We start from the raw sequence: 15,037 nt of genomic DNA, 5'->3' as shown, positions 1-15,037 counted from the left end.
CTCGTCGCATCCTCCAAGGGACAAAGGTCTCCGCAAGGTATTACTCGGACTAAACTACGATGGAAGAGGGTGCGTCAACGCGCGTAGAGTCCCTCGCGAGCTCTCACTTCGCGAGCCCCTCGCGAACCTCCACCCCCCACGAGTCCCTCGCGCACTCGCACTCCGCCCCACCCCACAGAGGCACGGAACCCCACCGCATGAGCAAGACCGCCGAATCCGAAGGCGCCCTGGAGACGCGCGGCATCGAGCCCGTCCCCGATGCCGAGCGCACCGCCAAGACCCGCGAGCTGTTCCCGACGTGGGTCGCGGCCAACATCAGCGTGCTGTTGCTCACGATGGGCGCGAGCCTCGTCGTGGCGTACAAGCTCAACTTCTGGCAGGCCGTCGTCGTCGCGATCGCGGCGCCGGTCGTGTCGTACGGGCTCGTCGGCCTGATCGGCATCTCGGGCAAGCGGGGCGGCGCCCCGGGCATGGCGCTGTCGCGCGCGGTCTTCGGCCAGCGCGGCAACCTGCTCCCCGGTTCGCTGATCTGGGTCGCCCGCTGGGGCTGGGAGACGATCAACGCGGTGACGGGCGCGTACGCCGTGCTCACCGTCCTCGACATCCTGTTCGACATCAAGCAGAACGACTTCCTGGTCATCGTCACGCTGCTCTGCTTCGTGGTCGCCACGTTCGTGATCTCAGGCCTCGGCATCAATGCCGTGCAGAAGTGCAACAAGTACGCGACGTACCTCTTCGGCCTGTTCACCGCGCTGGTGCTGGTCTTCCTGATCGTCGACACCGACTGGTCGCAGGTGTTCGACCAGCCCGCGGGCAAGACGTCCCTGATGGTGGCGGGGATCGGCCTGATCGCGGCCGGTGGCGTCAGCTGGATCCCGGCCTCCCCCGACTTCACGCGCTACCTGCCGCGCAGCGCCTCCTCCAAGGCGGTCGTCGGGCACTCGATCGGGGGCGCCGGCATCGTCGTCCTGCCGATGGTCCTGATGGGCGCGGTCATGGCGGTCTCCACGCCGGACCTCGCCTCGGCGGCGGACCCGGTCTCCTTCCTCGGCGAGATCCTGCCGATGTGGATCGCGGTGCCGTACCTGCTGATCGCACTCGTCGGCATGCTCCTGATCAACGCCATGTCGATGTACTCGGCCGGTTTCACCGCGCAGACTCTCGGCTTCAAGGTCCCGCGCCACTGGGCCGTCTCGGTCAACGCGCTGATCTCGCTGATCTTCGGCGGCATCCTGATGCTGGTCGCCACCAGCTTCATGGGCTCGTTCATCGCGTTCCTGTCGCTGCTCGCGGTCGCCTTCTCCGCATGGGTCGGCGTCTTCGGCGCGGACATGTTCAAGCGCAAGCACTACGACCCCGCCGCCCTCGTCGACACCACGCGCAGCAGCGCCTACTGGTACAAGGGCGGCTTCTCCCCCGCCGCCGTCGCCGCCTGGGCCGTCGGCCTCGTCGCGGGCCTGCTCTTCACCACCTCGGACTGGTTCACCGGGCCGCTCGCCTCGAACAACTTCATCGGTGAGTACGGGCTCGGCTGGATCGTCACGATCGTCGTCTCGGGCCTGCTCTACCTGGCGCTGCCGAAGCCCGTGGACACGACCACGGCCCCGGCGGACAGCGAGGAGCCCGCACCCCTGGCCGTCTGACGCTCCGTCAGCTACCGTCCCCCTTCACCCGCACCCGTGTGTGAAGGGGGACTTTCTCATGCCCGTCTCCGTCGTACGGTTCAACCTGGTCGAGCCCGACGCCACCCCCGGATCGCTGAGCGCCCGCTACAAGGCGGCGGTCGAGATGGCCGCGTACGCCGACGACCAGGGCGTCGACACGGTGCAGACCGAGGAGCACCACGGCGCCGCCAACAACTGGCTGCCCTCGCCGTTCACCTTCGCGGGCGCGGTCCTCGGCGCCACGCGCCGCATCGCGGTCACCGTCTCCGCGATCATCGGCCCGCTCCACGACCCGCTGCGCCTCGCCGAGGACATCGCCGTACTGGACCTCCTGAGCGGCGGCCGGCTCGTGACAGTGGCGGGGATCGGGTACCGGCCGCAGGAGTACGCGCAGTTCGACGTGGAGTGGAAGCGGCGCGGCGCGCTCCAGGACGAGCTGCTCGAGACCCTGCTCAGGGCCTGGACCGGCGAGGAGTTCACCTTCCGCGGGCGGCAGGTCCGCGTCACCCCGCGCCCGCTCACCCAGCCGCATCCGCTCCTGCTCGTCGGCGGCTCCTCGCGGGCGGCGGCGCGCCGCGCGGCCCGGCTCGGGCTGCCGTTCTTCCCCAGCGCGCACCTGCCGGAGCTCGACACGTACTACAAGGAGCGGCTCGCCGAGTACGGCACCGAGGGCTGGACCATGATGCCCGCGGAGAACACGTCCCTGTTGCACCTGTCCGAGGACCCCGACCGCACCTGGGCCGAGCACGGCGCGCACTTCCTGCACGAGGCGCGGACCTACGCGTCCTGGCAGTCCACGGACATCCGCTCGGCCGTGAAGTCGGGCGCGACCACGGTCGAGGAGCTGCGCGCCGAGGGTGTCTACCGGATCCTCACACCGGACGAGTGCCTCGCGCAGGGCCTCGACAACTACGTACTGCACCCGCTGTCGGGCGGCATGCCCCTCGACGAGGGGTGGCGCGGCCTGCGCCTGTTCTGCGAAAACGTACTGCCCCGGCTCAAGGCCTGACGCGCAGGCCGGTGAACCGGGGCAGTGACGTGAGCGGGGAGGTGGCAGCGGGGACTGAGCCCACCTCCCCGGGTCCGAGGCCTGTCCTGAAGACAGGCCTGACGCGGAGCGGGCGGGTCAGCCCATCTCCTCCAGGGACTTGCCCTTGGTCTCCTTCACGAACTTCATCACGAACGGGATGGAGATCGCGGCGAAGGCGCCGTAGATGATGTACGAGCCGGTCAGGCTCCACTCCGACATGCTCGGGAAGGTCTTGGTGATGGCGAAGTTGGCCAGCCACTGGGCCGAGGCCGCCACACCGAGAGCGGCCGCGCGCAGCCGGTTGGGGAAGATCTCGCCGAGCAGCACCCAGACCACGACACCCCAGGAGAGGGCGAAGAAGAGGACGAAGGCGTTGGCGGCGATGATCGCGGTCAGACCCTGCGCGTTCGGCAGCGAGACGTTGTCGCCGGTGCCGGTGCGGTAGGAGAAGGCCCAGGCGCAGGTGAACAGCGCGAGCGCCATACCGGTGGAGCCGATGATCGCGAGCGGCTTGCGGCCGATACGGTCGACGAAGATCATCGCGATGACCGTACCGATGATGTTCACGATCGACGTCTCGAACGAGTACAGGAACGAGCTGGAGGGGTCCTTGCCGATGGACTGCCACAGCTGGTTCGAGTAGTAGAAGATGACGTTGATGCCGACGAGCTGCTGGAAGATCGACAGGAAGATGCCGATCCAGATGATCGGCAGGAAGCCGAACTTTCCGCCGAGCAGGTCCTTGAAGGACGACTTGTGCTCCCTGCGCATGCCGTGCTCGATCTCGGCGACGCGGGCGTCCGCGTCGATACCGGTGCCCTCCACCTCGCCGAGGACCTTCTTGGCCTGCTCCTTGCGGCCCACCGAGATGAGGAAGCGGGGGGACTCGGGGATCGCGAAGGAGAGCAGACCGTAGAGCAGGGCCGGGATGACCATGACGCCGAGCATCCACTGCCAGGCTTCGAGGCCGCCCAGCTTGCCGCGCTGGTCGCCGTCGGCCATGTTCAGGATGCCCCAGTTGACGAGCTGGGAGACGGCGATGCCGATGACGATGGCGGCCTGCTGGAACGAGGCGAGCCGGCCGCGGTACGCGGGCGGGGCCACCTCCGCGATGTAGGCCGGGCCGATCACCGACGCCATGCCGATGCCGAGGCCGCCGATGACGCGCCACATCGTCAGGTCCCAGGCCGCGAAGGGCAGCGACGAGCCGATGGCGCTGATCGCGAAGAGGAGGGCGGCGATCTGCATGCAGCGGATACGGCCGATGCGGTCGGCGATGCGTCCGGCGATGGCGGCACCGACGGCGCAGCCGAGCAGCGCGGACGCGATGATCCAGCCCAGGATGTCGGCGCTGACGTCGAACTTGTGCTGGATGGCGACGGTCGCACCGTTGATCACGGAGCTGTCGTAGCCGAACAGGAAGCCGCCCATCGCGGCCGCGGCCGTGATGAAGATGACGTGCCCGAGGTGATCGGGCTGGGCGTTTCTGGCTCCTGATGAAGGTGCCTCAGTGCTGGTCACGTGTACTCCTCGGGCCACCGGCTTCGCTGCCGGGGGTGGGGGCGAGCCCTTCCAGTGGCGCACAACTGCACGCGGCTCACCACCTGAAGGTAAAAGCAACGTTGCAGAGACTATGCCTTCAAGTTTCGAAGTCAATAGTGAGGTCGGTGTGAGTTTTTCGGCACTGAAGTGGCAGTTGAGTTCAAGTCTTGAAGACTGCCCGAAGACTGGGAGAGCTGTTGTCGGCCCTTGAACGCTTCGCGGGCTAGCGCAGCCGCTGGCTGATCACCTTCGACACCCCGTCGCCCTGCATGGAGACCCCGTACAGCGCGTCGGCCACCTCCATCGTGCGCTTCTGGTGCGTGATCACGATGAGCTGGGAGGCCTCCTGCAGCTCCTGCATGATGCGGATGAGGCGCTGCAGATTGGTGTCGTCAAGAGCGGCCTCGACCTCGTCCATCACGTAGAACGGGCTGGGCCGCGCCTTGAAGATGGAGACCAGCAGGGCCACGGCGGTCAGCGACCGCTCGCCGCCCGAGAGCAGGCTCAGCCGCTTGACCTTCTTGCCCGGCGGGCGGGCCTCGACGTCCACGCCCGTCATGAGCATGTTGTCGGGATCGGTCAGGATCAGCCGCCCCTCACCACCCGGGAACAAGCGGCTGAAGACGCCCTCGAACTCACGCGCGGTGTCACGGTAGGCCTCGGTGAAGACCTGCTCGACGCGCTCGTCGACCTCCTTCACCACCTGAAGGAGGTCGGCCCTGGTCTTCTTCAGGTCCTCCAGCTGCTCACTGAGGAACTGATGGCGCTCTTCCAGCGCCGCGAACTCCTCAAGGGCCAGCGGATTGACCTTCCCGAGCTGCTGGTGGGCGCGCTCGGCGGACTTGAGCCGCTTCTCCTGCTCCGAACGGACGAAGGGCCGCGGCTTGTTGCGCGGATGCTCCGGGTCCTCCGGCAGTTCCTCGCCCTCGGCGGGGAGCGAGGGCGGCACGAACTTGTCCGGACCGTAGTCCGCGACGAGCCCGGCCGGTTCGACACCCAACTCCTCCAGCGCCTTGGTCTCCAGCTGCTCGATGCGCAGCCTCTTCTCCGCTCCTAGTACCTCGCCTCGGTGAACTGAATCAGTGAGTTTGTCGAGCTCCGCCTTGAGATCGCGGCCACGGGCCCGCTCCGCGACGAGCTCCCGCTCCCGCTCCGCCTTGGCCTGCTCGGCGAGCGTGCGCTCCTCGTCGGCGCGGGCGACGGACACCTCGACGTGCGCGAGCAGCTGCCGGGCCCCGGACGCCACGGCTTCGGCGACGGCCGCCTCGTACTTCATCCGGGCACGGCGCTGCTCGGCACGCGCGCGTGCCTCGCGTTCCGCACGGGCAGCCCGGTCGAGTGAGTCGGCCCGGCCGGCGAGCCCCCTGACCCGCTCCTCATGCGTACGTACCTGGAGGCGGGCCTCCATCTCGGTCTGGCGGGCGTTGGCGCCATCGGCGGAGAGCCGGTCGCGCACGGAGGTGTCCGGTTCCTCGTCGGCGGGCTGTTCCTCCGCCACGGCAAGCCGCTCGGCCAGTTCCTCCGCGTCCATGGCGGCCTGCTCCAGCGCCTCCTGCGCCCGAGCCGCAGCCGCGGCGCTGCGCTCGGCCTCCCCCGCGGCGCCGCGCGCCTGCCCGGCGAGCCGCCCGAGCTGCTGCGCCCGGCCGGAACGTTCCCGCTCTATGGCGCGCTGCCGCTGCCCGAGCTCCTCCACGCGCGCGGAGCACTCGCCGCGCCGCTCGGTCGCCGCGTGCTGCGCCTCGGCCAGCTCCTCGCACCGCGCGGCCAGCTCCTCCAGCTCGGCGGCGGCCTCGTCCACCGACGCCTGCACTTCAAGCAGGCTCGGTGCCCCGGCGGACCCGCCCTGCGCGTAGTGCGCGCCGAGCAGGTCGCCCTCGGCGGTCACCGCGGTCAGCTCGGGCCGCGCGTACACCAGGTCCTCGGCGTCCTCGAGCGTCCCTACGACAACGATGCCGCGCAGCAGGTGCCGTACGGCGGCCATGAGCTCGGCGGGGCCGCGGACCAGATCGGCGGCGAAGGGCGGGCCTCCCGCGGACGCTTCCCGCACGTCGGGGCCGCCCGCGAGGAGCAGCGCCGCTCGCCCCGCGTCCTGCTTGCGCAGCAGGCGAATCGCTTCCGCTGCCGAGGCGGGGGTGGTCACGGCGATCGCGTCGGCGGCCGCGCCGAACGCCGCCGCCACCGCGACCTCGTACCCGGGCGTCACGGTCAGCAGTTCGGCGGCGGGGCCGAGTACCCCGGTCAGCTGCTCCCTGGCGCCGAGCAGCGCGCCCGAGCCGTCCTTGCGGCGCAGGCCGAGCGCGAGCGCCTCGTGGCGTGCGGCGACGGCGGCCCGCTTGCGCTCCGCGGACGTGGCGGCCTCGCGCGCGGCGGACAGCGCGGACTCGGCCTCGGCGAGAGCCGCCTTGGCCTCCTCCCATTGCGCTACGAGTTCTTCGTCCCCGGCATCGAGCCCGTCGACCTCGGCCTTGAGCTGCTCGTACTCCTGCTGCGCGGCGTCGGCCCGCTGCTGTGCCCCGTCCCGGGCGGCGGCGAGCCGGTCGATCTCGGCCTGGGCGGAAGCGGCCCGCGACCGGGCGGCGTTGGCCTGGCCCTGGAGCCGGGCAAGGCCCTCGCGCCGGTCGGCGATGGCGCGGGCGACGTCCTTGAGGCGGCGCTCCTCGACCGCGAGGTCCCGCTCCAGGTCGGCGCGGTGGGCGACCGTCTCGTCGAGCGCGACCTGCGCCGCTTCGAGCGCCGCCGACAGCTCGGCCTCCTGCTCCCGCACCCGGGCGGCCTCGCGCTCCAGGTCCTCGGGGTCACGGCCGCGACGCTCCTCGGCCGGCGCCGCGGCGGCGCTGCGTACGCGCGCGTCGGCCAGCGAGATCGTGCCGCGCACCCGTTCGGCCAGCTGCGACAGCTCGTACCAGCTCTGCTGCGCCCGCTGGAGCCGGGGCGAGAGCCGGCGCACCTGGTCCTCCAGGTGCGCCTCGCGCAGCACCGCCTTCTTCAGCTCCTCCCCGGCCGTCTCCTTGCGCCGCTTCAGCTCGGCCTCGTCGGCGACCTCGGCGCTGAGCGCCTCCCGCATCCGTACGAGATCGTCGGCGAGCAGCCGCAGGCGGGCGTCGCGCAGGTCGGCCTGGATGACGGCGGCCCGGCGCGCCACGGCGGCCTGTCTGCCGAGCGGCTTCAGCTGGCGGCGCAGTTCGTCGGTGAGATCCTGCACGCGCGCGAGGTTGGCCTGCATCGCGTCCAGCTTGCGCAGCGCCTTCTCCTTGCGCTTGCGGTGCTTGAGGACGCCCGCGGCCTCCTCGATGAAGGCGCGGCGGCCCATGGGATCGGCGTGCAGGACGCCGTCGAGCTGGCCCTGGCCGACGATGACGTGCATCTCGCGGCCGATGCCGGAGTCGGAGAGGAGGTCCTGGATGTCGAGGAGGCGGCAGGTGTCGCCGTTGATCTGGTACTCGCTGCCGCCGTTGCGGAACATGATCCGCGCGATGGTGACCTCGGCGTACTCGATGGGCAGCGCGCCGTCGGAGTTGTCGATGGTGAGGGAGACCTCGGCGCGGCCGAGCGGCGGGCGCCCGGTGGTGCCGGCGAAGATGACGTCCTCCATCTTGCCGCCGCGCAGCGACTTGGCGCCCTGCTCCCCCATGACCCAGCTCAGGGCGTCCACGACATTGGACTTGCCCGAACCGTTGGGGCCCACGACGCAGGTGATGCCCGGTTCGAACCGCAGGGTGGTGGCCGAGGCGAACGATTTGAACCCGCGCAGGGTGAGGGCCTTGAGATGCACGCCGTCGGACTCTACCGGGCGCCCTTGTCTCACTCCATGAACCCACGGTTTCGCCCGTGAAGGTGCAGGGCACATCAGACGTTAAGAATGAGCTTCGGGGCGCGGGGGCGGCCGGAAAGAGCGACCAGGGCGAAAGCCACAAGGGCGGAAAAGAAGAAGGGACGCCGAAGCGTCCCTTGCGTATCTCTGGTCAAGCGGCTGTACGAGCAGCCTGCTCACGCGCTGCGCTGGGCGTGATCAGGTGAGCGCCGGCTCCGCCTGGGGTACGTCGATGCTCTCCATGAGAGAGTCGCGAGAAGCGGCAGCCGCGAGCGAGTCGTTCTCGGCCTGGATCCTGCCGAGCTCGGATTCCAGATCCTGAACGCGCTGCTGAAGCCGTCGCATCTCGGCGAGGAGTCGCGGGTCGCTGCCGCCGACGTAACCGAGAAGCGCCTTTGCCATGATGGATGGTCCTCCACACTGAGTGACCGACCGAAGCGGTGGTGGGTCGTGAGGGAATCGCACCCGCGGTGCCTGGCACTTGTTGTCTTGCTGGCCGTTCTCACATGCCAAACAGCTAAGGTGCGCGGGGATTCCAGAGTCTCACCAAAAAGTTTGACGGTCAACACGATCACGCCCCGTATCGGTGGGCAACCCGGGGGCATCGCACCGTGGATCGTCCGGCGCGGCCTGACCTTCGGGGCCCTGAGGGCGTGGTGATCATCCGTTCTCCCGGAGCCTGCCACGAGTCCCCTGTCTTGGCAACCACCAGGGCATTTCTGCCCGGAGCAGTTGCCTGCGGCACCTCTTTCCCGGCCGCACCAGGGCTCGCCTGCGGCAATGCTTCAGCGGATGGCAAACCCGTCGTAGCCGCCGCGCGGCGTGTCCCAGATCTCAGTGACACCGTCGACGCGGCCGGGTGTGTCGTCGCCATGGAGCCAGTCGAGGAGTTCCTGGCACGCCTGGCGCTGTCCTTCGGCGACCACTTGCACGCGGCCGTCCTCCAGATTGAGAGCAAAACCACACAGGCCGCCGATCTCCAGGGCCCTCGCCCGGGTGAACCAGCGGAAACCCACACGTTGGACGCGCCCTCGCACCCAGACGGTGAGCCGTACGTCTTCGTTCATGGCTGCACGCTAACCGGCCAATTGCACAGAGAGCACTTCGGCCCCGTACGTCGTGGGGTACCGTCGCCGACCGACGAGCCTCACCCGTACGGGTGAGTCACATGGACGACCGGTGCGTCACGTTGACGATCGGTGCGTCACATCGGCCACCGGACCGTCACATCGGCGGCCGGTGCGCCGCGTCGACCGTCGTCCTGACCGCCGCGAGGACGAGGAAGGCCATCGCATGGGACGCCACCGACGCTCCGCCGCCGGCCGCGCCGCCACGGGCCGCGCAGCGGACATCACGGAGAGCTACTCTCCCTCGACCCCCTCTGCCCCCTCCGCGGCGTACCCGCCACGATCGGCGCGCTCCCTCTACTTCCCGGAGGAGCCGTCCCCGTACGACTTCCCGCAGGAGCCGTCCCCGTACAACACTCCGCAGGAGCCGTCCCGGTACGACTTTCCGCAGGAGCCGGCACAGTACGACGCCTACGCCCAGTACTTCCGGGATGCTCCTGCGGCCGCCTTCCCTGAGCAGCGGGAGACGGAGACCGCCGTCTACGGCTCCATATCCTCGGCCGGCGGCTCCGGGCAGGTGCCGCGCGGCCGGTCCCGCCGGCGGGCCAAGCGCAGCGGTGTCCCCGTGCGCACCGGGCTGCTCGGCGCCTCGGCCGCCGTCGCCATGGGCGCCGTGGCGGTGGCCTCCGGGCTGATACCGGGCGCCGACAGCTACAAGCTCGGCGGCGACCACGACGGGGACAAGGTGCAGGCCGCCGTCTCCCCCACCGTGGAGGCGCAGGGCGGCACGGACGGCCCCGTGTACGACGACCGCGCCCCGTCGGCCCCGAGCCGCGCCACCGAGCGCGCCACCCCCTCGGCCCGGCCCTCGAAGCCCGCTCCGGCCAAGCCGTCCGCGAAGCCGTCGAAGAAGCCCGCGCCGTCCAGGACGTCCGCCGCCGGGGGCGGCGCCGCCACGACGACCAAGAGCGCGACGCCCGCGCCCGAGGCTCCGGAGAAGACGCAGGCGCCCACCACCGCCGCGCCCACCACTTCGGCGGCGGACACGGCCGCGGCCCAGGTCCTCGCCCTCGTCAACCAGGAGCGCTCCAAGGTCGGCTGCTCCCCCGTCACCGCCGACAGCGGCCTGGCCGCACTGGCGACCGCCTTCAGCGAGGACATGGCCGCGCGGGGCTTCTTCGACCACACGGACCCGGACGGCGCGACGCCCTGGGACCGCGCGGAGAAGGCCGGCGTCAGCGACCTCGGCGGCGAGAACATCGCCCGCGGCCAGGGCGACGCGGCGGCCGTGATGGAGGCGTGGATGAACAGCCCCGGCCACAAGGCGAACATCCTCAACTGCGACTACAAGACCCTCGGTGTGGGGGTGCACTTCGGGTCGGGCGGCCCGTGGTGGACGCAGGACTTCGGCTTTTGACCGTCGCACTCACCGGTCTGATCGTTGCGCCCACCAGTCTTGCCGTCGCGCCCACCAGACTGATCGTCGCGCTTACTCGCACACAGCGCTGACCTTCACACCGCTGTGCCGCAGTACCCTCGGCGTATGGACTCCACCGACCTCGCGTTCGACGTGTTCTCCAAGGCGTGCCCGTCCCGCGGCACCCTGGAGCACGTCACCGGCCGCTGGGGCGGGCTCACGCTCGGGGCTCTGCACGAGGGCCCGCTGCGCTTCAACGAGCTGCGCCGCCGCGTGGACGGTGTCAGCGAGAAGATGCTGTCCCAGACGCTGCACGCCCTGGAGCGGGACGGCCTGGTGCACCGTGAGGCCCAGCCGACCAACCCGCCCCGCGTGGACTACGAACTCACGCCGCTCGGCCGGGACGTGGCCGAGCGCCTGCTCTCCCTCATCCACTTCGTGGAGGGGCGCATGGACGACGTCCTGGTGGCGCGCGAGCGCTACGACACCACGCGCGGGGCGCGCTGACAGCGCGGGCAGAAGTAGCTGGACCGGTTCATCCAGGGCCGCCTGCGCATCGGCGTCCCGCACCGCTTGCACGGCAGGCCCTCACGCCCGTACGCGTCGAGGGAGCGGTCGAAGTAGCCCGACTCCCCGTTCACGTTGACGTAGAGGGAGTCGAAGCTGGTGCCGCCGACGGCGAGCGCCGCGTTCATCACGTCCCGTACGTGGCCCAGGAGTTCGGCCGTGCGCGGGCGCGTGAGCCCGGCGGTGAGGCGCTCGTAGTGCAGCTTCGCGCGCCAGAGCGCCTCGTCGGCGTAGATGTTGCCGACGCCGCTGATGAGCGTCTGGTCGAGCAGCGCACGCTTGATCGTGGTGCGCTTCGCGCGCAGCGCCGTGTGGAAGGCCGCGTCGTCGAAGAGGGGGTCGAGCGGGTCGCGGGCGATGTGCGCGATGACGTCGGGCAGGCCGTCCGCGCTGTTCTCTGCGGTGTCGTGCAGGGAGAGGCCGCCGAAGGTGCGCTGGTCGACGAAGCGGAGCTCGGTGCCGAGCTCGTCGGCGAAGCGGACGCGGACGCGCAGGTGCTTCTCGTCCGGGGCGGTGTCCGGCTGCACCAGGAGCTGGCCGCTCATTCCGAGGTGCGCGAGGACGGACATGTGCGCCGTCTCCAGCGGCAGCCAGAGGTATTTGCCGCGCCGGCTCGGCTCCCCGATCGTCTGCCCCTTCAGCCGGAGCGCGAAGTCCTCACCGCCGGCGATGTGACGGCGTACCGCGCGGGGGTGCATGACCTCCACGTCGGCGACGGCCCGGTGCGCCACCCACCGCGCGAGCCCCCGCCGGACGACCTCGACCTCGGGCAGCTCAGGCACGACGAACCTCCGTTTAAGTGACGATCAGGGGCGTACCGCGCCGGTCAGGGGCGCGGGGAACTGCGCGCCCAGCCCCCACCGGCCCGCGGACACACCGCGGCGCCCAGGGGCGGGGCCGTAGAAAAAACCCGTCCCCACCGGCGCGGGGCCGGTGGGGACGGGTCAAGGAAGCGCAGCGTCACGCCGGGTCGGCGGAGGCGGCGGCAGCCGAAGCAGCCGCCTCCGCCTTCGCCCGCTCGTCCGCGGCAGCGCGAATGGCACGCCACGCGGACTCCGCGGCCTGCTGCTCCGCTTCCTTCTTGCTGCGGCCGGTGCCGGTGCCGTACGAGACGCCTCCGACGCGGGCGGCAGCAGTGAAGGTCTTCTCGTGGTCGGGGCCGGTCTCGGAGACCAGGTACTCGGGCACGCCGAGCCCCTCGGTCGCCGTGAGCTCCTGGAGACTGGTCTTCCAGTCCAGGCCGGCTCCCAGGTTCGAGGACTTCTCGATCAGCGGGTCGAACAACCGGTGCACGAGTTCACCGGCCGCGTCCAGCCCCTGGTCCAGATAGACCGCGCCGATCACCGCTTCCAGGGTGTCGGCCAGAATCGACGCCTTGTCCCGGCCGCCCGTGCCTTCCTCGCCCCGGCCGAGCCGGATGAAGGAGCCCAGGTCGAGCCCGCGACTGACCTCCGCCAGTGCACGCGAATTCACCACCGCGGCCCGAAGCTTGGCCAGCTGGCCCTCGGGAAGATCGGGGTGGGTGCGGTAGAGCGTGTCGGTGACCACGAGGCCGAGCACAGAGTCCCCGAGAAACTCCAGACGCTCGTTCGTGGGCAGTCCGCCGTTCTCGTACGCGTACGAGCGGTGCGTCAGCGCACGCACCAGAAGGGCGGACTCGAGCTTGTACCCGAGCCGCCCTTCCAGAAGCGTGTGGGACGAGGCTGTGGTGTCGGCCTTTTTCTTGGCGTCATCCGCCGGTTTATGGCTAGCCACTGTGCCTCTCACCAGCCGCTCAGACCTCGAGGACCTGGCGCTTGTTGTAGGTGCCACAAGCGGGGCACGCGATGTGCTGCAGCTTGGGCTCCTGGCAACGCTCACACGAAACCAGGGTGGGGACCGCAGCCTTCCACTGCGACCGGCGGTGGCGCGTGTTGCTGCGCGACATCTTCCGCTTCGGAACAGCCACGGCTACTTCTCCTGCTTCTCGTCGACGCCCGCTTGCGCTTCGGCGCCGCTCATCTCGTCCTTCTCGCCGTCCTGGATGGATCCAGCGAGTCCCTGCAAAGCCGCCCAACGGATGTCGAGGGCGTCGTGATGATGTCCCGGTTCGTCCGCGAGCCGCACTCCGCACTCGGAGCACAGTCCCTCGCAGTCGTCCTGGCACACCGGCTGCATCGGCAGTGCGAGCACCACCGCATCACGCAGCACGGATTCGAGGTCGAACAAGCCGTCCTCGAGAAAGAGCCTGTCCTCGTCGTCCTCGGCGTCGTCGGCCGGTTCCGCTTTCACACGGCCCCGGTCATCGGCGTCAGGGTACGAGAACATCTCCTGGAAGTCCGTGTCGACCTCGAGGCCGACCGGCTCCAGACACCTTACGCACTCCCCCTTCGCCAGTGCACGGGCGGTGCCTGTGACAAGCACCCCTTCCATGACCGACTCGAGGCGGAGTTCGAGCTCCACCGGGTCGCCTTCCGGCACTCCGATGACTCCCTCGACACCGAAGTCCCGGGGGGCGTCGATCGTGCGGGTCAGCCGCTGCATGGCACCAGGACGCCGACCCAGCTCGTGCGTGTCGAACACAAGTGGGTTGCGGTGGTCGAGGTGGGTACTCAGGGCTGTTCCTGCTTTCGATCTTCAAACTCTGGGTTCACTGCCGCGAGATTTCCGGGCATCTCGGATCACACGTGTACGCGCGACCGAAGAACCAGGGTACTGGACCTTTCGCTCTCGGCCCAATCCGCTCCCCGCCACCCTGCGGCGCCCCCGTCGGCGGGGCGGTCAGCGGCCCTGCTCGTACTGGCGGACCTGCTCCATGCTGATCATGCTCGTGTCGAAGAGACTGGTCTCGTCGAGCGCCCCGCCCTGATCCTGCTGCTGCCCCTGGTGCGCGTGCTGGTCCTGGTGTGGGTGCTGTTCCTGGTGCTGCTGGTATCCGTACGGGTCCTGCTGCTGGTAAGCGGCGTACGGGTCCTGCTGCTGTCCCTGCTGGTACGCGTACGGGTCGTGCTGCTGATAGGCGGCGTACGGGTCCTGCTGGCCGTACTGCTGTTGCTGCTGCTCGTATCCGTACGGGTCCTGCTGGTGTGCGTAGGCGGCGGCCGGCTGCTGCGCGGGGATCTGCGGCGCGGCGACGGGCTCCTGCTCCTGCGGCTGCTCCGGCGTCTGGCCGGGGCCTGTGCCGACCTCGGCCAGACCCGCCAGGTAGTCGGCGTCGCTGGTGTGCGCCTGGGAGCCGCCCTCGGCGTCCATGGACAGCGCGCCCAGGTCGTCGGTGGCGATGCGGCCGTGCAGCTTCTGGCGGCCCTTGCCGACCGCCTCCAGGGTCTTGGCGAGCACCGCCTCGAAGGCGCCGAGCTTGGTGTCGACGTAGGTGTCGGCGTCGCGGCGCAACGTCTCCGGGTCGTGGCTGCGCTCGGGGGCGTCCTCGTCCTCGTAGCCCTGCTCGTCGGTGCCGGGGCCGGTGCCGAGCAGCTTCTCGCGGCCCCGGCCGACCGAGCCGAGGGTCTTGGTGAGGACGACCTCGAAGTTGGCCAGCTTGGAGTCGACGTAGTCGTCGGCCTCGGCGCGGACCTCCTCGGCCTCCTGACGGGCCTCGGTGAGGATCCGGTCGGCCTCGTTCTGCGAGCGGCGGGCGATCTCGGTGTCGGAGATCAGGGAGCCGCGCTCGGCGTGCGCGGTCTCGATGATCCGGTCGGCCTCGGCCCGCGCCTGCTCGACCATCTGCTCGCGGCCGCCGATCAGCTCCTGCGCCTGCGCGAGGGAGCCGGGCAGCGCCTGGCGCACCTCTTCGAGCATCGCGAGCAGGTCGGCGCGGTTGACCACGCACGAGGCCGACATGGGCATGGACCGGGCGCTGCCGACCGCGGCGACGATCTCGTCGAGCTTCTTCTGCACGTCCACCGTGTGCTCGCCACTCTCTCGTCTTGTCACTGTCGTCACTGGGCTGACAGGGGGTTT

General features: G+C 70.1%; 13 protein-coding genes. 4 read left to right on the top strand and 9 right to left on the bottom strand.

The window, feature by feature from the left end; all coding sequences use genetic code 11:
* Positions 1 to 197 precede the first annotated feature (197 nt).
* Positions 198 to 1,643: a cytosine permease gene (locus tag ACH4RC_RS32030; protein WP_398207099.1), complete on the top strand. Its 1,446-nt coding sequence runs from the start codon at positions 198 to 200 to the stop codon at positions 1,641 to 1,643.
* 58 nt (positions 1,644 to 1,701) lie between these two features.
* Positions 1,702 to 2,673 carry an LLM class flavin-dependent oxidoreductase gene (locus tag ACH4RC_RS32025; RefSeq protein ID WP_398207097.1) on the top strand — a complete coding sequence of 324 codons (972 nt, stop codon included), beginning with the start codon at positions 1,702 to 1,704 and terminating at the stop codon, positions 2,671 to 2,673.
* Positions 2,674 to 2,790: 117 nt separating this feature from the next.
* On the opposite strand, the gene ACH4RC_RS32020 is transcribed toward ACH4RC_RS32025, so the two are convergent.
* The 4 genes from ACH4RC_RS32020 to ACH4RC_RS32005 all read right to left on the bottom strand — a co-directional run bounded on the left by ACH4RC_RS32020 (position 2,791) and on the right by ACH4RC_RS32005 (position 9,114).
* The gene (locus tag ACH4RC_RS32020) at positions 2,791 to 4,215 is read right to left on the bottom strand and encodes a sugar porter family MFS transporter (RefSeq protein WP_398207095.1); all 1,425 of its coding nucleotides are present in this window, start codon (positions 4,213 to 4,215) and stop codon (positions 2,791 to 2,793) included.
* A gap of 244 nt (positions 4,216 to 4,459) precedes the next feature.
* The gene (gene smc / locus ACH4RC_RS32015; protein WP_398207094.1) at positions 4,460 to 8,008 is read right to left on the bottom strand and encodes a chromosome segregation protein SMC; all 3,549 of its coding nucleotides are present in this window, start codon (positions 8,006 to 8,008) and stop codon (positions 4,460 to 4,462) included.
* A gap of 237 nt (positions 8,009 to 8,245) precedes the next feature.
* Entirely contained in the window at positions 8,246 to 8,449 is a 204-nt protein-coding gene (locus ACH4RC_RS32010; protein ID WP_398207093.1) for a hypothetical protein, read from the bottom strand.
* Positions 8,450 to 8,832: 383 nt separating this feature from the next.
* Positions 8,833 to 9,114, bottom strand: a complete 282-nt coding sequence (locus ACH4RC_RS32005) for an acylphosphatase (RefSeq protein ID WP_398207091.1) — start codon at positions 9,112 to 9,114, stop codon at positions 8,833 to 8,835.
* A 226-nt stretch (positions 9,115 to 9,340) separates the two neighbouring features.
* Here ACH4RC_RS32005 and ACH4RC_RS32000 point away from each other — a divergent pair, with 226 nt between their 5' ends.
* Together ACH4RC_RS32000 and ACH4RC_RS31995 are read left to right on the top strand one after the other, a co-directional pair.
* Entirely contained in the window at positions 9,341 to 10,531 is a 1,191-nt protein-coding gene (locus ACH4RC_RS32000) for a CAP domain-containing protein (protein WP_398207090.1), read from the top strand.
* Between the two features lie 126 nt (positions 10,532 to 10,657).
* Positions 10,658 to 11,038 carry a winged helix-turn-helix transcriptional regulator gene (locus tag ACH4RC_RS31995; RefSeq protein WP_398207088.1) on the top strand — a complete coding sequence of 127 codons (381 nt, stop codon included), beginning with the start codon at positions 10,658 to 10,660 and terminating at the stop codon, positions 11,036 to 11,038.
* Here the strand turns inward: ACH4RC_RS31995 and mutM are convergent.
* The 5 genes from mutM to ACH4RC_RS31970 form a co-directional block, all read right to left on the bottom strand.
* Complete coding sequence (gene mutM, locus ACH4RC_RS31990) at positions 11,011 to 11,880, bottom strand: bifunctional DNA-formamidopyrimidine glycosylase/DNA-(apurinic or apyrimidinic site) lyase (RefSeq protein ID WP_398207086.1); 870 nt, start codon at positions 11,878 to 11,880, stop codon at positions 11,011 to 11,013. The two genes, ACH4RC_RS31995 and mutM, sit on opposite strands and share 28 nt — an antisense overlap.
* 178 nt (positions 11,881 to 12,058) lie before the next feature.
* A complete protein-coding gene (gene rnc / locus ACH4RC_RS31985; protein ID WP_398207084.1) occupies positions 12,059 to 12,865 on the bottom strand; it encodes a ribonuclease III in 807 nt (268 codons plus the stop codon).
* Positions 12,866 to 12,872: 7 nt separating this feature from the next.
* A complete protein-coding gene (rpmF, locus tag ACH4RC_RS31980) occupies positions 12,873 to 13,046 on the bottom strand; it encodes a 50S ribosomal protein L32 (RefSeq protein ID WP_030361955.1) in 174 nt (57 codons plus the stop codon).
* A 2-nt stretch (positions 13,047 to 13,048) separates the two neighbouring features.
* Entirely contained in the window at positions 13,049 to 13,693 is a 645-nt protein-coding gene (locus ACH4RC_RS31975; protein ID WP_398207281.1) for a YceD family protein, read from the bottom strand.
* Positions 13,694 to 13,858: 165 nt separating this feature from the next.
* Positions 13,859 to 14,980: an ATP synthase F0 subunit B gene (locus tag ACH4RC_RS31970; RefSeq protein ID WP_398207280.1), complete on the bottom strand. Its 1,122-nt coding sequence runs from the start codon at positions 14,978 to 14,980 to the stop codon at positions 13,859 to 13,861.
* Between the last annotated feature and the right edge of the window lie 57 nt (positions 14,981 to 15,037).

The organism is Streptomyces sp. NPDC016845 (assembly GCF_044332585.1).
Classification (GTDB): domain Bacteria; phylum Actinomycetota; class Actinomycetes; order Streptomycetales; family Streptomycetaceae; genus Streptomyces.
The sequence above is the reverse complement of the archived record's forward strand: the minus strand, read 5'-3'. Positions and strand labels throughout refer to the sequence as shown.

Bases quoted from the DNA above. Each gene is read 5' to 3' on its own strand.
- ACH4RC_RS32000 (WP_398207090.1), top strand. From the start codon at position 9,341: ATGGGACGCCACCGACGCTCCGCCGCCGGCCGCGCCGCCACGGGCCGC.
- ACH4RC_RS32010 (WP_398207093.1), bottom strand. From the start codon at position 8,449: ATGGCAAAGGCGCTTCTCGGTTACGTCGGCGGCAGCGACCCGCGACTC.
- ACH4RC_RS32025 (WP_398207097.1), top strand. From the start codon at position 1,702: ATGCCCGTCTCCGTCGTACGGTTCAACCTGGTCGAGCCCGACGCCACC.
- ACH4RC_RS31995 (WP_398207088.1), top strand. From the start codon at position 10,658: ATGGACTCCACCGACCTCGCGTTCGACGTGTTCTCCAAGGCGTGCCCG.
- ACH4RC_RS32030 (WP_398207099.1), top strand. From the start codon at position 198: ATGAGCAAGACCGCCGAATCCGAAGGCGCCCTGGAGACGCGCGGCATC.
- ACH4RC_RS32005 (WP_398207091.1), bottom strand. From the start codon at position 9,114: ATGAACGAAGACGTACGGCTCACCGTCTGGGTGCGAGGGCGCGTCCAA.